At 51.0% G+C, this 21,686-nt stretch carries 22 protein-coding genes; 16 read left to right on the top strand and 6 right to left on the bottom strand.

Annotation, left to right across the window (positions count from 1 at the left end):
- Positions 1-105 precede the first annotated feature (105 nt).
- The 6 genes from buk to lipB all read left to right on the top strand — a co-directional run bounded on the left by buk (position 106) and on the right by lipB (position 6,714).
- Positions 106-1,221 (top strand): butyrate kinase, encoded by a 1,116-nt coding sequence (gene buk / locus I8U18_RS04540; RefSeq protein WP_152568601.1) that lies wholly within the window; start codon positions 106-108, stop codon positions 1,219-1,221.
- Entirely contained in the window at positions 1,205-2,629 is a 1,425-nt protein-coding gene (gene lpdA, locus I8U18_RS04535; RefSeq protein ID WP_198054966.1) for a dihydrolipoyl dehydrogenase, read from the top strand. Before buk ends, lpdA begins: the two co-directional genes overlap by 17 nt.
- Before the next feature lie 20 nt (positions 2,630-2,649).
- A complete protein-coding gene (locus I8U18_RS04530) occupies positions 2,650-3,639 on the top strand; it encodes a thiamine pyrophosphate-dependent dehydrogenase E1 component subunit alpha (RefSeq protein WP_033101912.1) in 990 nt (329 codons plus the stop codon).
- Positions 3,640-3,660: 21 nt separating this feature from the next.
- Complete coding sequence (locus I8U18_RS04525) at positions 3,661-4,644, top strand: alpha-ketoacid dehydrogenase subunit beta (protein WP_033101911.1); 984 nt, start codon at positions 3,661-3,663, stop codon at positions 4,642-4,644.
- Between the two features lie 21 nt (positions 4,645-4,665).
- Positions 4,666-5,955, top strand: coding sequence for a dihydrolipoamide acetyltransferase family protein (locus I8U18_RS04520; RefSeq protein ID WP_198064511.1), 1,290 nt, complete (start codon positions 4,666-4,668; stop codon positions 5,953-5,955).
- A 93-nt stretch (positions 5,956-6,048) separates the two neighbouring features.
- Positions 6,049-6,714: a lipoyl(octanoyl) transferase LipB gene (gene lipB, locus I8U18_RS04515; protein ID WP_232330876.1), complete on the top strand. Its 666-nt coding sequence runs from the start codon at positions 6,049-6,051 to the stop codon at positions 6,712-6,714.
- Positions 6,715-6,924: 210 nt separating this feature from the next.
- Here the strand turns inward: lipB and I8U18_RS04510 are convergent, their stop codons facing one another.
- Complete coding sequence (locus I8U18_RS04510) at positions 6,925-7,923, bottom strand: phosphotransferase (protein WP_033101908.1); 999 nt, start codon at positions 7,921-7,923, stop codon at positions 6,925-6,927.
- 258 nt (positions 7,924-8,181) lie between these two features.
- Here I8U18_RS04510 and I8U18_RS04505 point away from each other — a divergent pair, with 258 nt between their 5' ends.
- Together I8U18_RS04505 and I8U18_RS04500 are read left to right on the top strand one after the other, a co-directional pair.
- Entirely contained in the window at positions 8,182-9,405 is a 1,224-nt protein-coding gene (locus tag I8U18_RS04505; RefSeq protein ID WP_370589207.1) for a Tm-1-like ATP-binding domain-containing protein, read from the top strand.
- A 14-nt stretch (positions 9,406-9,419) separates the two neighbouring features.
- The gene (locus I8U18_RS04500) at positions 9,420-10,244 is read left to right on the top strand and encodes a phosphoenolpyruvate hydrolase family protein (RefSeq protein ID WP_033101851.1); all 825 of its coding nucleotides are present in this window, start codon (positions 9,420-9,422) and stop codon (positions 10,242-10,244) included.
- Between the two features lie 98 nt (positions 10,245-10,342).
- On the opposite strand, the gene I8U18_RS04495 is transcribed toward I8U18_RS04500, so the two are convergent.
- Positions 10,343-10,519, bottom strand: coding sequence for a hypothetical protein (locus I8U18_RS04495; RefSeq protein WP_160173891.1), 177 nt, complete (start codon positions 10,517-10,519; stop codon positions 10,343-10,345).
- Positions 10,520-10,754: 235 nt separating this feature from the next.
- Between I8U18_RS04495 and I8U18_RS04490 the strand changes: the two genes are divergently transcribed.
- From I8U18_RS04490 to I8U18_RS04465, 6 genes are all read left to right on the top strand, one after another.
- Positions 10,755-12,398, top strand: a complete 1,644-nt coding sequence (locus tag I8U18_RS04490; protein WP_198054963.1) for an acyl-CoA mutase large subunit family protein — start codon at positions 10,755-10,757, stop codon at positions 12,396-12,398.
- Between the two features lie 14 nt (positions 12,399-12,412).
- Positions 12,413-12,829: a cobalamin B12-binding domain-containing protein gene (locus I8U18_RS18135; RefSeq protein ID WP_052154364.1), complete on the top strand. Its 417-nt coding sequence runs from the start codon at positions 12,413-12,415 to the stop codon at positions 12,827-12,829.
- Positions 12,822-13,238 carry a methylmalonyl-CoA epimerase gene (gene mce, locus I8U18_RS18130; RefSeq protein WP_033101849.1) on the top strand — a complete coding sequence of 139 codons (417 nt, stop codon included), beginning with the start codon at positions 12,822-12,824 and terminating at the stop codon, positions 13,236-13,238. The genes I8U18_RS18135 and mce overlap by 8 nt, the downstream gene beginning before the upstream one ends.
- Before the next feature lie 69 nt (positions 13,239-13,307).
- The gene (locus I8U18_RS04475; RefSeq protein WP_152568604.1) at positions 13,308-14,849 is read left to right on the top strand and encodes an acyl-CoA carboxylase subunit beta; all 1,542 of its coding nucleotides are present in this window, start codon (positions 13,308-13,310) and stop codon (positions 14,847-14,849) included.
- Positions 14,850-14,908: 59 nt separating this feature from the next.
- A complete protein-coding gene (locus I8U18_RS04470; protein ID WP_160173890.1) occupies positions 14,909-15,058 on the top strand; it encodes a hypothetical protein in 150 nt (49 codons plus the stop codon).
- A gap of 284 nt (positions 15,059-15,342) precedes the next feature.
- On the top strand, positions 15,343-16,488 hold the full coding sequence (locus I8U18_RS04465) for a M20/M25/M40 family metallo-hydrolase (protein WP_033101847.1): 1,146 nt from the start codon (positions 15,343-15,345) through the stop codon (positions 16,486-16,488).
- A gap of 115 nt (positions 16,489-16,603) precedes the next feature.
- On the opposite strand, the gene trhA is transcribed toward I8U18_RS04465, so the two are convergent.
- From trhA to mciZ, 4 genes are all read right to left on the bottom strand, one after another.
- Entirely contained in the window at positions 16,604-17,269 is a 666-nt protein-coding gene (gene trhA, locus I8U18_RS04460; protein ID WP_033101846.1) for a PAQR family membrane homeostasis protein TrhA, read from the bottom strand.
- Positions 17,270-17,752: 483 nt separating this feature from the next.
- Positions 17,753-18,595, bottom strand: a complete 843-nt coding sequence (locus I8U18_RS04455) for an EcsC family protein (protein ID WP_232336296.1) — start codon at positions 18,593-18,595, stop codon at positions 17,753-17,755.
- Between the two features lie 172 nt (positions 18,596-18,767).
- Positions 18,768-19,634, bottom strand: a complete 867-nt coding sequence (locus tag I8U18_RS04450) for a fructosamine kinase family protein (RefSeq protein WP_198054959.1) — start codon at positions 19,632-19,634, stop codon at positions 18,768-18,770.
- 72 nt (positions 19,635-19,706) lie between these two features.
- Positions 19,707-19,859: a Z-ring formation inhibitor MciZ gene (gene mciZ, locus I8U18_RS04445; protein WP_081943959.1), complete on the bottom strand. Its 153-nt coding sequence runs from the start codon at positions 19,857-19,859 to the stop codon at positions 19,707-19,709.
- A 98-nt stretch (positions 19,860-19,957) separates the two neighbouring features.
- Between mciZ and I8U18_RS04440 the strand changes: the two genes are divergently transcribed.
- Both I8U18_RS04440 and I8U18_RS04435 read left to right on the top strand, forming a co-directional pair.
- Positions 19,958-20,506 carry an NUDIX domain-containing protein gene (locus I8U18_RS04440; RefSeq protein WP_033101844.1) on the top strand — a complete coding sequence of 183 codons (549 nt, stop codon included), beginning with the start codon at positions 19,958-19,960 and terminating at the stop codon, positions 20,504-20,506.
- The gene (locus I8U18_RS04435) at positions 20,503-21,678 is read left to right on the top strand and encodes an endonuclease Q family protein (protein ID WP_033101843.1); all 1,176 of its coding nucleotides are present in this window, start codon (positions 20,503-20,505) and stop codon (positions 21,676-21,678) included. Before I8U18_RS04440 ends, I8U18_RS04435 begins: the two co-directional genes overlap by 4 nt.
- Positions 21,679-21,686 lie beyond the last annotated feature (8 nt).

Genomic DNA, 21,686 nt, shown 5'->3' with positions numbered 1-21,686 from the left:
AAACTGAGAGGGGATGGTGCCTTACGGCCATGGAGGTTGCGAGGTGCCACCCCCGACCAACACACTTTCACAGAAAATGGTGTAAACAGAAACGGAGTGTTTAAGGTGGAACCGAAACGGGTTCTTGCAATCAACCCGGGATCGACATCAACCAAAATCGGTGTTTTCGTTGACGAGAAACCGATTCTCGTAGAGACGCTCAGACATGACCCGAAACAAATAGCAGGATTTAAGGAGTTATTTGACCAATACCCTTTTCGCAAGCAAGTGATTTTGGATACGCTTGATCGGGAAGGCATGAACCTCAACCGTCTGGATGCCGTTGTCGCCCGGGGTGGGTTATTGCGACCCATTCCAGGGGGGACTTATCGTGTTAATCAAGCGATGATTGATGATCTTCGATCCGGGGAATATGGAGTTCATGCCTCCAATCTCGGTGCGATCATCGCCGAGGAAATCGCGGGTCGGTTGGGCATACCCGCCTTTATCGTCGATCCGGTTGTCGTCGACGAGATGGAACCGATCGCCCGGATCTCCGGCATTCCGCAAATTGAGCGCAAAAGCATTTTCCATGCGCTGAATCAGAAAGCGGTTGCTCGCCGGATCGCCAAAAAAATGGGCAAACGTTACGAAGATGTCAATGTAATCGTCGTTCATATGGGAGGCGGGATTACGGTTGGCGCTCACAGGCACGGTCGTGTGATTGATGTGAATAATGGATTGAACGGAGAAGGACCTTTTTCTCCGGAACGGGCCGGAACCATTCCGGTGGGCGACTTGGTTGCGCTCAGTTTTTCGGGCAAATATTTTTCCGGTGAAATCATGCGGATGATCGTGGGCCGCGGCGGACTGATGGGGTACCTGGGTACATCCGACGCCCGTGAGGTTGAAAAAATGATCGCCGAGGGAGATGAGAAAGCAAAGCTCATTTATGAGGCAATGGCTTATCAGGTTGCCAAAGAGATCGGTTCCTGTTCAACCGTCTTATACGGAAAACTGGATGGCATTATTTTGACAGGTGGACTTGCCTACAGCGAATACTTTATCCATTTGATCAGAGAGCGGATTGATTGGATCGCGCCGGTCTATGTGGTTCCTGGTGAGAATGAATTGCAGGCACTGGTTGAAGGAGCGCTTCGAGTTATACGCGGAGAAGAAGAAGCCAAAATCTACCCATTTGTGGAAAAAGGAGCGGAGATGGTCCATGGCGGAAAATTATGATCTGGTGATCTTGGGAGCAGGGCCCGGCGGTTATGTCGCCGCAGTTCGCGCTGCCCAATTGGGGATGAAAGTGGCCGTTGTCGAAAAGGAAAAGGTGGGCGGGGTGTGCTTACATAAAGGATGCATACCCAGCAAAACTCTTTTGCGAAGCGCTGAATTGTACCACAATATGAACAACAGCAAAGAGTTCGGCATTCATGTTGCCGGCGTCGAACTGGACTTCGGGCTTGTGCAGAAACGGAAACAAAAGGTGATCGATCAGCTCCATAAAGGGGTACAGGGTCTGTTAAAGAAAAATAAAGTGGACGTGTATGAAGGAACCGGGCGCATTTTGGGACCGTCGATCTTTTCGCCACTGCCCGGGACGATTTCCGTGGAGAAAAAAGACGGCAGCGAACCGGACATGCTTGTGCCGCAATATGTACTGATTGCCACCGGGTCCCGGCCGCGTTCGCTCCCCGGGCTCGAAGTGGATGGAAAAGCGATCATGAATTCCGACCATGCTTTGGCCATGGAAGAGCTTCCGCAATCGATTCTCATCATCGGCGGGGGTGTCATCGGCATTGAATGGGCCTCGATGCTGAGCGATTTCGGCGTGGAAGTGACCGTTGTCGAATACGCCGACCGGATTTTGCCCTTTGAAGATGAAGATGTCAGCAAAGAGATGACACGCATTTTGAAAAAGAGAAAAGTCAAAGTTCTAACAGGGGTCAAAGTGCTCGGTGAAACCGCGGATATCGCTGACGGCCGGGTAACCTTGCAGGCAGAACAAGGATCGGAAACGATTTCTCTTTCTGCCGAACGCGTCCTGGTATCCGTGGGCAGACAGGCGAATATCGACGATATCGGCCTTGCCAATACATCGATCCAGGTGGAAAAAGGCGTCATTGCCGTTAACGAATTCATGCAGACGGCGGAAAAACATATTTATGCCATCGGGGATGTGGTGGGTGGTTATCAGTTGGCCCATGTGGCTTCCCATGAAGGGATTTTGGCCGTGGAACACATGGCCGGACTGGACGTGCATCCGATTGATCCCACTCAGGTGCCGCGGTGTACCTACAGCCGTCCGGAAGTCGGCAGCATCGGCTTGACGGAAGCGCAGGCGAAGGAAAAAGGATATGAGTTGAAAGTGGGGAAATTCCCCTTCCGCGCAATCGGCAAATCCCTCGTCCAGGGCGAAGTGGATGGATTTATCAAAATCATTTCCGACCGGGAGACGGATGATTTGTTGGGAGTTCATATTATCGGTCCCCATGCGACAGAACTCATCTCCGAAGCGGGACTGGCCAAAGTGTTGGATGCCACTGCCTGGGAAATCTCTCATGCGATCCATGCACACCCGACTTTGTCGGAAGTGTACGGAGAGGCCGCTTTGGCGGTGGATGGCAAACCAATTCACGGTTAACTGAAAGGAGCGAAAAACGGATGAGCGAGTTAAACCATCGGGAACTGGGTTTGACGGATGAACAGGTCTTGGAAATGTACCGCTATATGTTGTTGGCGCGCAAAATAGACGAACGGATGTGGCTTTTGAACCGCGCGGGAAAAATCCCCTTTGTGATCTCCTGTCAGGGGCAGGAAGCGATTCAGGTGGGAGCGGCCTTTGCCCTGGACCGGAACAAAGACTGGCTGTGCCCGTACTATCGCGATTTGGGAATGGTACTGGTATTTGGCCAAACAGCAAAAGATCAGATGCTGTCCGCATTTGCCAAAGCGGGAGACCCGAACAGCGGCGGACGCCAGATGCCCGGGCATTACGGGGATAAACGATATCGCATTTTGACAGGTTCCAGTCCGGTAACGACCCAAGTTCTCCATGCGGTCGGAATTGCCTATGCAGGAAGGCTGGACGGAGCGGATCACGTGGTCTTAACCTCATGCGGTGAAGGTTCCAGCAACCAGGGTGACTGGCATGAAGCATGCAACTTCGCCGGTGTCCACAAGCTTCCGGTGATTTTTATGGTGGAGAACAACAAATATGCGATTTCCGTGCCTCTGGCCAAACAAGTTGCCGGCGGGGAAGTCTGGAAGCGCGCCCAAGGTTATGGGTTCCCCGGAGTCAAAGTGGACGGAAACAACCCGCTCGCTGTATACCAAGCGGTAAAAGAAGCGGTCGAGCGCGGACGGAAAGGCGAAGGGCCGACACTGATCGAAGCGGTTTCCTACCGGCTTGTTCCCCACTCCAGCGATGATGATGACCGCAGTTATCGCACGCGGGAAGAGGTGGAAGAGGAGAAAAAGAAAGACTCGATTCTCGTTTTCAGAAACTATTTGGCCGAACACGGAATTTTGACCGAAGAAAGTGAGCAAGAGCTCACCAAGTCGATTGCCAAAGAAGTGGACGAGGCGACCGAATATGCCGAAAAAGCGGCTTACCCTGATCCGAAAGATACTTACAAGCATGTGTATGCTTAAGACGGGAGGAGAGAGTTCAAGATGCCAGTCATTTCGTATATCGATGCGGTAACCCAGGCGTTGCAGGAAGAAATGAAACGGGATTCCCGCGTGTTTGTGCTGGGTGAGGATGTAGGTGTTCGCGGCGGCGTATTCAGGGCGACTGCCGGCCTTTATGAAGAGTTTGGTCCGGAGCGGGTTCTGGATACTCCTCTGACTGAATCGGCCATTGTCGGCGTCTCTATCGGTGCCGCAGCTTACGGAAAACGTCCGGTGGCGGAGATTCAGTTTGCCGATTTTATTATGCCGGCAGTTAACCAGATTGTCAGCGAAGCGGCGAAAATACGTTACCGTTCCAATGGTGATTGGACCTGTCCGCTGGTCATTCGCGCACCATACGGAGGCGGCGTGCACGGGGCCTTGTACCATTCGCAAAGTGTGGAAAAAATGTTCAACGGAGTTCCCGGCCTGAAAATCGTCATGCCGTCGACTCCCTATGATGTAAAAGGTCTGCTTAAAGCAGCGATTCGCGATGAAGACCCGGTCCTCTTTTTTGAACATAAGCGCTGTTACCGACTGATTAAGGGCGAGGTTCCCGTCGAGGATTATACGCTGCCGATCGGCAAGGCAGATGTGAAGCGCGAAGGGGATGATGTCACGGTCATCTCCTATGGACTGACGCTCCATTTCGCGCTCCAGGCAGCAGAAATGCTGGAAAAAGAGGGAATCAGTGTTCACGTCCTTGACTTGCGCACCATTTTGCCTTTGGACAAAGAAGCGATTATTGAAGCAGCAGCCAAAACGGGCAAAGTGCTGATCGTGCATGAAGACAATCTGACCGGCGGCGTCGGTGGGGAAGTGGCGGCACTGATTGCTCAGGAAGCTTTCTTTGAACTGGATGCACCCGTTCAGCGTCTGTGCGGTCCCGATGTGCCGGCGATGCCTTACAGCCCGACGATGGAAAAGGAATTTATGCTCAATCCTGAAAAAATCGCCAATGCGATTCGCGAACTGGCGGAATTTTAGAATGAGACGAGGAGGTTCCTTATGGCAACCGATATTTTGATGCCGCAGCTCGGAGAAAGTGTGACAGAGGGTACCATCGCAAAATGGCTAAAAAAACCGGGAGATCCGGTGTCCAAATATGAACCGATTTGTGAAGTTTCCACGGACAAGGTAAATGCAGAAGTTCCGTCCACGATTGAAGGGACGATCGTGGAGCTCGTGGTTGAGGAAGGAACGACGGTTTCCGTCGGGGATCTGATTTGCCGCATTCAGGAAGCCGGTACCGCCGCCGCTGAGGAAGAGCCAAAAGCGGAAGCGGCAAAAGAAGAAAAAGCATCGGCCAAAGCAGAAGTGCCGGCTCAGGAAGAAACATCGATGAAACAGCGCTATTCTCCTGCCGTCTTGAAGCTGGCGAACGAACATAATATCGATCTGACCCGGATCTCGGGAACCGGACGGGGCGGACGGATTACCCGCAAAGACATTCTGCGCGCGATCGAACAGGGAGTTCCCGCCGCTGCCGAGCAACCGGTTGCTGCCGAAAAATCGGCTGCTCCAAGAGAAGAGACAAAACAGGAACCTGCACAACCCAAACAGCCGGCACCTGTTGCTGAAGCCGCCGGCGTTCCGCTGGAAAACGGAGATATCGAAATCCCCGTGACCGCAGTAAGGCGGACCATCGCCCAGCGGATGGTGCAGAGCAAACACGAAGCGCCGCACGCCTGGACGATGATGGAAGTGGACGTAACCGGCCTGGTGGAATTGCGTAACCGCCTCAAAGAGGATTTCAAAAAACGGGAAGGGGTCAACCTTACCTTTATGCCGTTCTTCATCAAGGCGGTGGTTGATTCGCTCAAGGAATTCCCTTATCTCAACTCAGTTTGGGGCGGAGATAAAATTATCTTGAAGAAGCGGATCAATATCTCCATCGCCGTGGCCACTGATGATGCCTTGTATGTACCCGTCATTCATGATGCCGATGAGAAAAGCATCCTCGGCTTGGCACGGGCCGTCAGCCAGCTCGCGGAAAAAACGCGTGCGGGTAAACTGGATTTGAAAGATATGCAGGGTGGAACGTTTACCGTAAACAACACCGGTTCATTCGGCTCGGTATTATCCGCACCGATCATCAATCACCCGCAAGCGGCGATCCTTTCCTTTGAATCCATTGTCAAACGACCGGTTGTCACCAATCAAATGATTGCCGTTCGCGATATGATGAATATCTGCCTGTCGCTGGACCATCGTATTCTCGACGGGTTGATGGCCGGCCGCTTCCTGAAACGGGTCAAAGAGCGTCTGGAAGCTTACGGGCCCAATTCAGAAATTTAATACGCCGCTGCTCTGGTAGAATAGAAGAAGATTGCAACAATCATATGGAGGCACCCGACGCGGTGCCTTTTCCGCTTGGAAAGGTGGATGTCTATGTTTCAAGTACAGCGTCTCGGTCTGGTTCCTTATATGGAAACCTGGGACAAACAAAAGGAATGGGTTCGGAAAATCGATCAAGGGCAGGCGGAGAATCAGCTCTTGTTGCTTGAGCATCCCCATACATTTACGTTGGGACGCGGTTTTCACCAGGAAAATCTGCTCTTTTCAAAAGAATATTATGAAGCACAGGGGATTCAGGTTGTGGAGATTGACCGCGGCGGTGACGTAACCTATCATGGTCCCGGCCAATTGGTCGGCTATCCCATTTTTCACTTGGGAGAGCGCGGCAACGACTCCCACGGTTATTTGCGGGATTTGGAAGAGGTTATCATTCGTGCGCTGAAACACTTTGATATTCAGGGCGGACGAAAAGCCCCCTACACAGGTGTCTGGGTGGGAGACGTAAAAATTGCCGCGATCGGGGTGAAGTTTAACCGTGGACGGCAAAAACGGGGATATATCACCAATCACGGCTTTGCCCTGAATGTGAACACCGATTTGCGCTATTTTAATCTGATCGTTCCGTGCGGAATCCAGGAATACGGGGTTACTTCGATGAAAGAGCTGTTAGGCAGAGAAGTGGATATGGAAGAAGTGATGGAGCAAATCGTGAAAAGCACGGAGGAAGTCTTCGGATGGAAGGCGGGGCAGCCGGTTTAATCAAAAAAGAGTGGAGCGGATCTCTCATGATCCCCTCCACTTGTTTTATGGAATGGCTGGCAGGAGAGCGGGGCCACCTTTTACCTCGCCTTTTCCGGATCAGGGATCTTGAGCGGGGGTTGGCTCAGTCTTCCTTCGGCTCCGTTTCTCACTGGTGCTGTTTTCCATTATTATGCTCATCCCCTGCAGAGAGGCAAAGGTGGTTCGCTTTCAAAATCCCCTTCTTTCCAGCATCGGCCGGATCTGCTGGAGAAATGTTTCCTTGAGGAACTCTTTGGTGACCGTGTTTGTGCATTTTTCCCAGTCCTTCTGATCCGGGGAGCGCTTTCCATAGTAACGCTGGAACCTGCTGCCCAAGCGTTTGGGGAAGAGGAGATAGGAAAAAAACATTTTCCATTCATCAGGATCGAGCGGTTTGGAAGCTCTTTTTTCATAGGCGGAAAGAAAACGCCAAATGGCGGAAGGGGGCCAGTTGTAGGCATATCCGTGGTATTGGACAAATTGGGCCAGGTCAGCCACCCGTTCCATGTAGGTGAGCGTTTCAAAATCAATCAGCCAGATCTGCCGCTTGCGGTCGATCATGATGTTGCGGTGCTGCAGACCGCCGTGACACCAGACGGCATGCTCCGGCATCACCCTTTCCGGAACATCTTGGATGAGATGGTATGCCAGTTTCGCGCGGGTTAAAGCAAAATCGAGCAGGGCCGCCTGCCGGTGATCGCGGCATGACTGGCGCCAGTTTCGCAATTTTTCGAGCATCTTTCGCAGGTATTGATGTCTTCTTCCTAGATATTCCCGTTCGTTGTGGTCACCGTGGGGGATTCCCCGCGATGCTTCATGAAATTCAGCCAGTGTGCCTGCGATTTTTATCCAATACGGATAACTGTCTGGGGGGACTTCGGTTAAATCGTGCCACTCCTCCATGAAATAAGTTTCGCCGTGATCATCGACGAGCCAATCACCTTCGATGGAAGGAAGAAAGCTGGGCATGCGCCGAAAGCCATTTTTCCTGATGCAATTTAAACAAGAAATAATAAAGGGGAGGTCGGGCAATTCCTCGGCATTTTTAAAACCGTAGACGCCATGGGACGTTTTGGCTTTGTACACGGCACGCACTTTGGTTAACGAATGGACTTTGAGTCCGTATCGGGTTTCAATGATTCTGGTTACCTCTTCGGGACTGATATGAACATCGGCTTTTACTCGCATCGAAGACACCTCTTTTGCCAAACATGACCCGAAATTGTGCATGGTGGGTCGGATGGTATCGAAAAGGATATGAATGTTTTCCTGAGAAAGAATATGCTTCTATATACCTACGGATGAGCGGAGGCAATTATGCCCCGGTGCCGGATTGTCGCGAAAACAATTTTTTAATTGTTTAGAAGGAAATGATTTAGTAGAAATGGAAGCAAATATAGTAGATAAATCTTTTTTTATCAATTTAAAAATGTGAGGAGGGGCAAAGTGAGTGTGAGTAAAACGATTGCAGTCATCGGTGCGTTTGATACCAAGGGAGATGACTATGCTTTTATCAAGGCGGAAATTGAAAAAAAGGGACACCGGGCGCTGATGGTCAATACCGGAGTGCTTGGGGATCCTTTATTTGAACCTGACATTTCGGCGGAAAGAGTGGCCAAAGCAGGCGGTGTCGCTTTGAGCGAGCTTCGCCGAATCGCCGATAAATCGCTCGCGATGACGATTATGACGAAAGGGATTGCCATCGTGATGCAGGAGCTTTATCAGGAAGGACTGGTTGATGCCGGTTTTTCCATGGGAGGTTCCAATGGAACGATGATCGGAACGTCTGGACTGCGGGCATTGCCGATCGGAGTTCCCAAAGTCATGGTGAGTACGGTGGCGTCAGGGGATACCCAGCCTTATGTGGGGATCAGTGATATCGTCATGATTCCTTCCATCTTGGATGTATCGGGTGTGAATCGCATCAGTGCGCGCATTTACGCCAATGCTGTCGGCGCCATTGTCGGCATGTTGGAAGCTCAAGTCCCGCCTATAGAATCAAAACCGTTGATTACGGCTTCCATGTTTGGCAATACGACAACCTTGGTCAATCAATGCAAAAAATATTTGGATGAAAAAGATTATGAAGTGTTGGTGTTTCATGCCACTGGCACCGGGGGCAAAACGATGGAATCCTTGATTGAAAGAGGCTATATTTCCGGGGTGCTTGAAGTAACGCCAACCGAGCTGGCCGATGAACTGGCGGGTGGTGTTTTGTCAGCCGGTCCCAATCGCATGAGTGCAGCCGCGAAATGGGGATTGCCGCAGGTGATTGCCCCGGGATGTCTGGATATGGTCAATTTTTGGGGGATGTCCACCGTACCCGACAAGTATAAAAACCGGTTACTCTATGCCTGGAATGAGAATGTCACGCTGATGAGAACCACTCCGGAAGAGAATGAAGAACTGGGCCGGATTCTGGCCGAGAAGGCAAACCAGTCCAAAGGGCCTGTCGCCATTTTCCTTCCGCTTCAGGGCATATCCGAATTGGATGCCCCGGATAGAGACTTTTGGTGGCCGGAAGCTGATCAGGCTCTGTTTGATGCGATCAAGAAGAATACAAAGAGCGAAATCCCGATTATCGAACTTGACTGCAATATTAACGATCCCTTATTCGCCCGGGCCGTGACGGATAAACTGCTTGAATTTCTGCAAAATGAAGAAAAATAAGAGGGGGTTTTTTTATGCCTTTTATCACTCGTGATGATGCACTGAAGCGCTTGAAACAGACGATCGAAGACGGATCGGTGATTATCGGCTGCGGTGCGGGGACAGGCATTTCCGCCAAATTCGCCGAACAGGGTGGCGCAGATCTCATCATTATTTATAATTCGGGTCGGTACCGCATGGCCGGCCGCGGTTCACTTGCCGGGCTGATGCCTTATGGAGACGCGAACGGGATTGTGGTGGAAATGGCAGCGGAGGTATTGCCGATTGTCAAAAACACTCCTGTCTTGGCCGGAGTGTGCGGAACAGATCCCTTCCGTCAGATGCCCGTGTTTCTCAAACAATTGAAAGAGATGGGCTTTGACGGAGTACAAAATTTCCCCACTGTCGGCCTGATCGACGGGGTGTTTCGCCAAAATCTCGAAGAAACGGGAATGGGGTTCAACCTGGAAGTCGAAATGATCCGAATCGCCCATGAATTGGATCTGCTTACCTGTCCCTATGTATTTAACCAACGGGAAGCGATTGCGATGGCAGAAGCAGGAGCGGATGTGCTGGTTGCCCATATGGGTCTGACCACCAAAGGATCAATCGGCGCGGAGACAGCGCTCACGCTGGAAGAATCAGCTGAACGGATTCAAGCCATACATGATGCGGCAAAAGAGGTGAATCCGGACATCATCGTCTTGTGCCATGGCGGACCGATTGCCGAACCGGCCGATGTGCAAAAAATCCTCGCATCCACCAAAGGGGTGGCCGGATTCTTCGGAGCATCCAGCATAGAGAGACTGCCTACGGAAAAGGCAATCCGGTCTCAGGTGGAACAGTTTAAATCGCTGTGACAAACTGGTGAAGCCGGGAACGCACAGCGATCCCTTCGCTATGATCCGATGCGTTAAAAAAATGAGGAGACTCCGTGCCTGGTGGAGTCTCCTCACTCTTATTGCAGACCGACAAAGAAATCATACAAAGCGAGTACAGTGACACCGACGAGACCCAATGTGAAGATTCCGCCGATGATGAAACCCGGCTTGTTGCCGGTCTTTTTGTTGTAATAGGTGCCGCGAATCGCGAAAATGCTGATCAAGACCAGTAATGGAACCATAAAGTATTGCACGTTTCACACCCGCTTTCCTCTTTCATCCGCGCTTTGCTACAGCGTTTTCACTAATCAGTATAAATCAACTTCCAGTGAAAAAAACATGAAAATAGACGGCCTCAATCATTTATTTTAATCGACTGTTCTGATGATGTCTATCTATCGGCCAATAATTAAGAATCCAAACAGGATAAATATTTGTTATATTAAGAAGTGAAAGCGTTTTATTTCAGATGGAGAGGAGATTGTCCGCGTGGAGAAAGAGAGATGGAACGAACGGATCCAAAAGTGGGAAGAGAAAACGGAGACTTTATTGGCCAAATCTCCTGAACGCAAAAACCCGTTTACTACGCTTTCCGGCATCGAAGTGAAGCGTTTATATACCAAAGAGGACAGGGCACGGGAAGATGAGGAACTGCCGGGAGAATTTCCGTACACCAGAGGAATTCGGCCGACGATGTACCGAAGCCGCTTGTGGACCATGCGTCAATATGCCGGTTTCGGAACTGCGGAGGAGACAAACCAGCGCTTTCACTATCTGTTGAAGCAGGGGCAAACCGGGCTGAGCGTCGCATTTGATTTACCCACGCAGATCGGTTATGACTCCGATGATCCGATGGCAACGGGCGAAGTGGGCAAGGTCGGAGTGGCGATTGACAGTTTGCAGGACATGGAAGCCTTGTTTGCCGGAATTCCCCTGGATAAAGTGAGCACATCGATGACGATTAATGCGCCGGCCGCCATTTTGCTGGCAATGTACATTGCCGTCGGAGAAAAACAAGGAGTGAAGCCACACCAGCTGCGCGGGACGATTCAAAACGATATTTTGAAGGAATATGTGGCGCGCGGCACTTATATTTTTCCACCCAAACCGTCGATGCGGCTGATCACGGATATTTTTGCGTATTGTGCGAAAGAAGTGCCCAAATGGAATACGATCAGCATCAGCGGTTATCACATTCGGGAAGCTGGTTCCACCGCGGTTCAGGAAGTCGCGTTTACGCTGGCAAACGGGATCGCCTATGTCGAAGCGGCGCTGAAGGCCGGCCTCGAAGTAGATCAATTCGCTCCGCGTTTATCTTTTTTCTTCAACGCGCACAATCACTTTTTTGAGGAGATCGCCAAATTCCGGGCAGCGAGGCGGTTATGGGCGAAAATCATGCGGGAGCGTTTCCATGCCTCGAACGAGCGCTCGTTACAATTGCGTTTTCACACGCAGACCGGGGGTTCCACCCTCACCGCGCAACAGCCGGATAACAATATTGTCCGGGTTACGCTGCAGGCATTGGCCGCGGTGCTGGGGGGAACGCAAAGCCTGCATACGAACTCGCGCGATGAGGCGCTGGCTTTGCCCACGGAGGAATCAGCCCGTATCGCCCTGAGGACGCAACAGATCATCGCTTACGAAAGCGGAGTCGCCGACACGGTTGATCCGTTGGGAGGATCGTATTTCATTGAGGCGCTCACAGATCAGATTGAACAGGCGGCACTTGAATATATTGAAAAGATCGATGCGATGGGCGGGGCTGTCCAAGCGATTGAACAAGGGTTCATGCAAGGGGAGATCCGGCGTACCGCCCTTAATACCCAGCGGAAGATTGAATCCGGTGAAGAAGTGGTGGTCGGCGTCAATCGTTTCCGGCTGGAGCAGGAGGAACAGCCCGGACTGATGCGGGTAGATCCGCAAATCGCCACACAGCAGATTGAAAAATTGAAACGCGTCCGTTCACAGCGGGATGCCGGGAAGGTGAAAGCATGTCTGGACCGGCTGAAACAGGCGGCACAGACATCGGAAAACTTGATGCCACGAATTCTGGAAGCGGTAAAAGCGTATGCGACGGTTGGTGAAATTTGCCATACACTCCGTGGTGTTTTCGGCGAATATCAATCGGTATAGAGGGAGGAAGCAAAATGAACAGACCAATTCGCGTCTTGGTGGCAAAGCCGGGGCTCGACGGGCATGATCGCGGAGCGTTAATCATTGCCCAAGCACTGCGCGATGAAGGGATGGAAGTGATTTATACCGGTTTGCGGCAGTCTCCGGCACAAATTGTGGCTACAGCCATTCAGGAGGATGTGGATGTGATCGGATTATCCTGCCTGTCCGGAGCCCATAATGAGCTGTTTCCGGAGGTGGTGCGCCTGCTCAGGGAACAGGGAGCGGAGGATATCATTGTTGTGGGCGGCGGTGTGATTCCGCAAGCCGACATCCCTTTTTTAAAAGAGCAGGGAATCGCGGAGATTTTCACCTCCGGAACTACGACCAAGGAGACAGCGGATTTTATTCGCCAAGCCGTTTTGGACAGGGAGGGGATGAAAAATGGCTAAAAAGATCAGCCACATCGGCATCGCCGTGAAAAATCTCGACACTTCCTGTTCCTGGTATCAAGATGTGCTGGAATTGCCGCTGGAGGGGATCGAAACCGTCGAGAGCGAGCAGGTACGGGTGGCCTTTTTTAAAGTGGGGGAGAGCCGGATTGAATTGCTGGAACCGCTTTCGGAAAACAGTGCCATCGCCAAATATATTGCCAGGTTTGGAGAAGGAATTCACCATATTGCCCTCGAGGTGGAGGAATTGGAGGAGCGCCTCAAAGCCCTGCGCGAAAAAGGGGTTCGCCTCATCAATGAAAGGCCCAAGCCCGGCGCGCATCAGATGAATATCGCCTTCTTACATCCCAAACAGGCGGGCGGCGTTCTGGTGGAACTGTGCGAACCGAATCATTTGGTTGAAGATTGAACGCTTTTGCCAATCTTGTGGAAAGGATATCCAGGATAAAACTTGATGGGGAGCGACAGAGAGATGGATATGTATCAAAAGATTGAGGAACTGAATCAAAAACGGGCCAAAGTTGAGCAGGGCGGCGGGGAATTGCGGATCCGCTCCCAGCACAAACGCGGAAAGCTGACCGCAAGGGAACGCATTGACCTGTTGGTGGATGAAGGCTCTTTTGTGGAACTCAATCCGTTTATCGAGCATCGCGCCACCCATTTTGGCATGGATCAAACAGAAGCGCCGGGGGAAGGCGTGGTGACCGGTTACGGAAAGATCCACGGACGGGATGTGTATGTGTTTGCCCAAGATTTTACCGTGTTTGGCGGTGCGCTGGGAGAGATGCATGCTTTAAAGATCGCCCGCCTGATGGATTTGGCCGCAAAAAATGGAGCTCCGGTCATCGGACTCAATGACTCGGGGGGAGCGCGCATTCAGGAGGGGGTTGTCTCTCTGGACGGATACGGCCACATTTTTTACCGGAATTCGATCTACTCCGGGGTGATTCCGCAGATTTCCGTCATCATGGGTCCGTGTGCCGGGGGAGCGGTTTATTCTCCGGCGATTACCGATTTTGTCTTTATGGTGCAAAATACAAGCCAGATGTTCATCACCGGCCCAAAAGTAATCGAAGCGGTGACCAAGGAGAAAATTTCCGCAGAAGAGCTGGGGGGAGCCGAAGTCCATGCCAGCCTGAGCGGCAACGTCCATTTCACGGCTGCCACCGAACCGGAGGTGCTGGAACAAGTCCGCCGTTTAATGAGTTATTTGCCGCAAAACAATATGGAAGACCCGCCGCGAGTCTATGAAAAAGAGGATGATGGCTGGATCGAAGAGCTGGCCGGGGCCGTTCCCGTTGACGGCAGCCGGGTCTACGATGTAAAACAAGTGATCCAACTGATTGTCGATCAAGGGGATTTCATGGAAGTTCATCCCGATTTTGCCCGCAATATCGTCGTCGGATTTGCCAGAATCGGCGGACGGACGGTGGGAATTGCCGCCAATCAGCCGAAAGTGATGGCAGGAAGCCTGGATATTGATGCATCGGATAAATTGAGCCGCTTTATTCGCTTCTGTGACAGTTTCAACATTCCCATCATTACTTTCGTGGATGTCACCGGCTTTTTCCCGGGAGTCAACCAGGAACATCACGGGATCATCCGCCATGGCGCCAAAATCCTGTACGCTTATTCGGAAGCGACCGTGCCGAAAATTACGATCATTTTGCGCAAAGCATTCGGCGGGGCGTATGTGGCGCTCAACAGCAAAGCGATCGGCGCAGATCTTGTCTACGCGTGGCCCAGTGCGGAAATTGCCGTCATGGGGGCGGAAGGCGCGGCCAATATCATTTTCAGCAGGGAGATTGAGGAGAGCGAGCATCCGGAGGAAACGAGAAAACGCAGAATCGAAGAATACAAAGAGAAGTTTTCCAACCCGTATATCGCAGCAGCCCATGGAATGGTTGACGATGTCATTGATCCGCGGGAAACGAGACAAAAATTAAAAACCGCCTTGGAGATCCTGCGAAACAAACGGGAGACACGCCCGCCGAAAAAGCACGGCAATATTCCGTTATAATGGAGGGATAAAGTGAATAAGGAGATTTTCTTTATCCGGGGTTCCGTGGATCGTTCACGTTGGAAAACGATGGGCCGGGTGGCGCGATTGTATGCAGGGCATACCATTCGGTCAAGGCCAAACTGGCCGTCAGGGGCAAGCCCTGTTTGGCCAAGGCACTTCGCCGGCAGACGGGACGGAGGATGGTTGCGGCGGAGATTCACGGATGAGGGTCATCGGTGAATAAAACGATGGTGATCGGGGAAAATGTATAAAAAAGAAGATTTCGGAAATTTGATCCGCGCCAGGGACACAAAATTTCATTCGATTTCTTCCAAGGGCGTGCTGATTTTCGTCAATTTCTCAGCAATGTTGGGTTTATTTGGTTAAAACTAGGTATTTTTGGCGGATACCCGGTATTTTGGCCGTTTATCGCCTTGATTATTCCCATGACAAACGGCTTGAACGTGGTAAAATAGGAAGAAATTTAAATAGCGATTGGAGGCGCACCCCGTTGATAAACAAACAACGCCTAATCGATGAATTTATTGAGCTAGTGACAACGGATAGTGAAACTGGTGATGAGAGAGCGATCTGTGATCTTCTCAAAGAAAAATTGACCTCGCTGGGGTTGCAGGTGATCGAGGATGACTCGGCCAAGCTGACGGGACACGGAGCCGGAAACTTAATTGCCACGATGCCGAGGACGATACAAGGCGCGCCGAAGATCTATTTTACATGCCATATGGATACGGTTGCTCCCGGTAAGGGGATCAAACCGTCGATTCAGGGAGATTACATCGTTTCCGATGGCACGACCATTCTCGGAAGCGATGATAAAGCCGGACTTGCCGCTCTTTTGGAAGGCTTGCGTGTGATGCAGGAACAAAAACTGCCTCACGGTCAGATTCAATTGATCATTACGGCCGGAGAAGAATCGGGGTTGATTGGCTCGCGTCATTTGGAGATGAAGCTGGTTGATGCCGATTTTGGTTTTGCCTTTGATTCGGACGGGCCGGTTGGAACGATTATCACCTCAGCCCCATCGCAGGTGAAAATTTTGGCCACCATTCATGGAAAGTCCGCTCATGCCGGTGTCGATCCCGAAAATGGGATCAGCGCCATTCAGGTGGCGAGCCGGGCGATCTCAAAAATGCGTCTGGGGCGCATTGATGCCGAGACCACAGCCAACATAGGAAAATTTCAGGGCGGCATCGCCAGCAATGTCGTTCCGGACCGGGTGGAGATCGTAGCCGAAGCACGCAGCCGCAATGAAGTGAAGCTGCGCGCACAGGTTAAACATATGGTACAAGCGTTTGAAGAGGCGGCGGAGCAATTTGGCGCACGTGCCGAAGTGGAAACCAAGGTGCTGTATCCCGGTTTTAAATTTACGGAAGAAGACGTTGTCGTGAAAAAAGCGAAAGCTGCCGTGGAAAAAGTGGGCCGCACGCCTAAAATTGCTGCAAGCGGCGGAGGCAGCGATGCCAACGTGATTGCCGGCCATGGCATTCCAACGGTCAATCTGGGGATCGGGTATGAAAATATCCATACAACCAAAGAGAGAATGCCGATCGCCGAATTGGAAAAAGCGGCAGAACTGGTTGTCGAGCTGGTCGGTGAATGCGCAAAAGTTCCCGTACACAGTACGACATCAAAATAAGGAGCCAAATTGGGAGGAGCGTCCTCATCGTGAGGATGCTCCTCTGTTTTAAACGACATGATTAAGTGTGCATTGAAAGCGTGCCATCTATTCATCCATCCGCGGTGAAACAGGTTCAATGCGTGGTTTCCAGGCCAATCGGCAGAATATAGAGAACCATCATCGCAAAGTGAAAAGCGGTTCCCGCCATGATAAACAGATGAAAAATCTCATGGAAACCGAATTTGTTCGGGAAAAAATTAAAACACTTGGTCGCATAGATGATGGCGCCGATCGTGTAAAAAACGCCGCCTGCGACCATCAGGGTAATCGCTCCCGCAGGCAAATTATGAATCAGTTGTACGAAGGGAATCAAGGCAATCCAGCCCAGTGTCACATAGAATGCCGTGGAAATATAGCGGGGGACGTGGATAAAAAACACCTTTAAAACGATCCCGATCAGCGCCAGGCTCCAGACACTGGACAGCATGATCCATTTCCAATTGCCATCCAAGCCATAATAAAAGACCGGGGTATAGGATCCGGCAATTAAGAGATAAATCGCACAGTGATCCATCTTTCGCAGGAAAAGCTCTTTTTTCGGAGTCGTGGATACCCAATGATAGAGGGAACTGGCGCCATATAATAAAATGACACTCACACCGTAGACGGTCATCGTTACGAGTGCGGAGGGGTGAAACCAGCTGAGTTTGATCAGAAACACCAAACCGGCAATAGCTGCAAGGAATGTGACGAAATGGGTCCAGGTATTAACAGGTTCTTTCATTTTCAATCGCTTCATTTCATAACCTCCGGTGGGTTCAGGATCATATGCGGACTTTCACAAAAGGAGCAGCAGGAGTGATTTCGTTATTTTAAGACAATTTTGTTTAAAGCCTCCCACACCTTTCCAGCTTGTTGTTAGCTATTCTAGCATTTATGTTTGCTGACTGTACAGGGCAAATCCGGAACTGGTCGGATGGGGAGGAGCTTGTTTTGAGTCAACATTCGTTTAAAATCGGCTGAAATGGGGAGAATGCACTTCCACCTTTCACATATGGGAATAGGATGAAGCGAATCCTGTTTGCCGGGGGTGTATAATGGCCATTATTCGGTGGATTTGGCGGATTTGGTGGTTCAGGAAAGTATGGTTCTGGTTGCGGAGATTTAAATGGCCTTCACTGCATCGCTGGATATTTGGATTGCTCAGATAACGGTTTCAAATGCAAAATCAAAAAACGGGCCATCCGCCGCAACAGCGGATCGCGGCCCGTTTTTTATTACTCTAGCGGTTCGGATGCCGTTCAGCGTTGAGACTCTCAAGTTTTTCCAGAATCCGACGCTTGCGGTACAGCATCATTCCCGCCTCTGCAACATCTTCTACCGTGGAACGGTTCAGAAACGCGCCAAAGATGATTCCGATGACGGGAACCATTTGGAACAGCTTCTTCCATCCGAAATTTTCGCCATAGGTGGCGACCACTTCACGCCATCCCTGTAATTCCGAAATCGATTCCCGCTGGATTTCCCCCTTCTGAAAACGGGTTAAATACGAAATGACCGCCTGTTTCCCCACATAATCGGCTGAAGCGAACTGGAGACACTTGACGATAAAGATCCGTTCCCTTTTTTCCAGGGGATTATAGCCATAAACCAAAGCCATCTCCTGAAGCACTTTCAAGGAGAGACCGAGCAGAGCCGGGATGTCGATCGCCAGTGTGAAAATGCCGCCGATTCCGGTTGTGGCTCCTTGGATCATGGCCCATTCGCTCCGGGATTCCTTCAGTTTTTCTGCCGCTTTATTCATTGTACCGAGAGGAAGTGACGCCACCTGATCGAGCGTGAGCCCGCCGGACGGGAGACCTGCGTGCTTTTCCAAATCGTTGATGATCTCTTTTTCGGAAATTAAGTATTTGCCGCCTGTCTGGATAAAGCCTCCCAACTCATCCAGCACCTTTCCCAAGAAGTCCTGAACGGCTTTGGGTGTGATGCGGTCCAAAAGCACAAAGGGAAGACGACCGAGTTTTTCCCAAAACCATAAATCTTTTTGATCCTTTTCCCATTTTTGAATCAGGCTGAGTTCCCTCAGCAATCGCTCTTTGCTGTCAGTCGGGAAGGAGGTGTGCAAGTTTGATCCTCTCCTTGGATAAGCTTGAATAATATTTCCTGTCTTGTGAGTCAGAAATTTTTTCACTATAATGTTAGAAATCATTCATGTCTTGTCATATATAACCGCATCAAAGTTAAGCAAAATTGGGAGTGAAGAAACGCGAACCGGCCTGAGACCACGTTGGGGATTTTTAAAGATAATAATCCAAAATTCGGTCCACGGCCGGGCCATAGGTTTCCCCAAAGATATTTAAGTGCACGAGCAGATAGTAAAGCTGATATAAAGGCTTCCGTTCTTCATATCCGGGATCAAGCGGATTCATCTCCGTGTATGCGCGGTAAAAACGCTGCGAAAAACCGCCGAACAGCTCGGTAAATGCCAGCTCCATCTCGGAATGGGCATACTGGACAGCCGGGTCGATCAAATAGGGACGTCCGCCGGGACCAGCCATCCAGTTGCCGCTCCACAAATCTCCGTGGATCAGGGATGGGGTGACATCAGCCGGTAAGAAGGAATCGAGACGGGCCATCAATCTCTCCAGTTTTTGAGAGCGCAGAGGGGAGATGGCGCCTTTTTTCTGTCCGAGTTTCAATTGAACTCCGAGGCGACGGTCACGGTAAAAAGCGGGCCAATCATCTGACCAGCCGTTTTTTTGCGGCAACATGCCAAGATAATTGTCCATTTCCAATCCGAAATGCGTTCCCCTGTGGCGGTGCAGCCCGGCCACCCCCCGCCCGAGCTCCTCCTCGGTCCGGAAGCTCTCCTCCCCGTCAATCCATTCCAACACGAGAAACGGCGATTGTCCCGTTTCTTCCCGGCTGATGCCGATTACGTCAGGAACGGCGATGGTGTTTGTTTTTTTCAGCAACTTCAATCCGTGAGCTTCCGCTTGAAAAAAACGGTGATCCATTTGTTCATTCACCTTGACAAAATAGGCACGGGTCCGGGTTTGTACATAAAATGACCGATTGATGCATCCGCCGGATACGGGGCGGTAACGGATGATTTCAGCTTCCTTCTCAATTCCCTGCAAAAGTGCCTGAAGAGTTGCCAGCAAGAAGGATCATCTCCCTGTTCTCTGTCTGATTTTTGCAGCCGCATGGTCAGAACTGTGCCCTGCTCGTCAATTTTATCTGTTTCTATTATAGTGGAAAACGGCTGATCGCTTTCGGATATATTGTTTGACGGTGAGGTTGCTTTGGGCCAGATGGTGAAGATAAAGACGGATTTGCCATGCTTTTCCGCTGATCCAGACAGAACGTTCGTCCCATCTTTTTTTCATGTTTTTTCACTCGCTTCCATTTTGAGGATTATCTTTCTGATACGCATTCTGCCCGCAAGATATGTATAATGAAGAGGATGTGAACAGGAGTGACTGTGATGAAACGGGATTTGGAAGAAAAGACCATTTCGAGCCGGACGGTGTTTGAGGGAAAGGTCATCCGTCTGCAAGTGGACGAGGTACGGTTGCCAAACGGCAATACCTCCAAGCGCGAAATCGTGAAACATCCTGGGGCTGTCGCGGTAATGGCAGTAACGGATGAAAACAAAATGGTGTTTGTCCGTCAGTTCAGAAAACCGCTGGAGAAGACGATTTTGGAGATTCCGGCCGGAAAGCTGGAGCCGGGGGAGGATCCGCTGGATTGTGCCAAGCGGGAATTGGAGGAAGAAACGGGATACAAAGCGGGCGAGGTAAAACACGTTGTTTCTTTTTATACTTCCCCGGGTTTTGCCGATGAATATTTGCACCTGTACGAGGCGAGAAATCTGGCTGCCGGCAGGGTGAATCTGGATCAGGACGAATTTGTGGAGAGAATGGAGCTGTCGCTGGTGGAGTGTTTTGAACGGATCAGATCAGGAGAGATTTGCGATGCCAAAACGGTGGCCGCCGTTTATCTGTGGCAAAATCGGGTGCTGACTGAAAAATGAGTTTAACACCTTTTTTTGCTGATCTGCATATTCACATCGGACGGACCAGCCGCAATCTTCCCGTCAAAATCACAGCGGCGCGAAATCTGACATTTGAAAGTATCGTGAAGGAAGCGGAACACCGCAAAGGAATCCGCATGATCGGAGTGATTGATGCCCAGTCACCGCCGGTGCAGGAAGATATTGAAGCCGGTCTTTCCTCCGGTTTGTACAAGGAACATCCTGACGGAGGGATTTTGTACCATAACACGATCTGTATCCTTGGGGCGGAGATTGAGGTTAAAGATCCGGGCATGGGTGCAGCACACATTCTCGCTTACTTGCCGACGCTAGCTCACATGCGTGAGTTTACGAAGTGGTGCCGCAACTACATGAAAAATGTCCAGTTGAGCACCCAGCGACTGTACAGGCCTGCCCAAGCTTTGCAGGAAAAGGTGTATGAACTTGACGGGATCATCGTTCCCGCTCATGTTTTTACCCCGTTCAAAAGCGTGTACGGCAACGCGACTGACCGCATGAGCAAGCTGCTCAATCCTGATCTTGTCGCGGGAGTGGAGCTCGGACTCAGCTCGGATTCCAGCCTGGCCGATCAGTTGTCCGAACTTTCCCCGTTAACTTTTGTGACCAATTCCGACGCTCATTCATTGCCGAAAATCGGGCGGGAGTATAACGAATTTCTGATCAAGGAACCGAGTTTTGCCGAATTGAAGCTGGCACTGTCAAGAAGAGAAGGGCGAAAAGTGTGCGCCAACTACGGATTGGATCCGAGACTGGGGAAATATTACCGAACCCGTTGTCTCAATTGTGAGGAACTGTGGCCGGCTTATCCGGAAGCAGACCGGTGCCCGGAATGCGGAAGTGCGAAAAAGGTACGAGGCGTACGGGACCGAATCATGGAAATCGCCGACCAGGAAAGCGTCCATCCTGATCACCGCCCTCCTTATATTTATCAGGTTCCTCTCGAATTTATCCCGGGACTCGGCAAACGAACCCTGGAGAAATTGTTGGCGGTATTTGGTACGGAAATGAATGTGTTGCATCATGCCGGGATGGAGGAAATCGCCGCAGTCGCCGGAGAGAAAATTGCCTGGCAGATCCGGTTGGCCAGGGAGCAGAGGCTCGAGCTGGAAGAAGGCGGCGGCGGGAAATACGGAAAAGTGAAAATCACCTAGATGAAAGA

It is taken from the genome of Thermoactinomyces sp. CICC 10522 (assembly GCF_016055075.1).
Lineage (GTDB): Bacteria > Bacillota > Bacilli > Thermoactinomycetales > Thermoactinomycetaceae > Thermoactinomyces_A > Thermoactinomyces_A daqus.
This window is presented reverse-complemented; position numbering and strand designations above follow the sequence as displayed.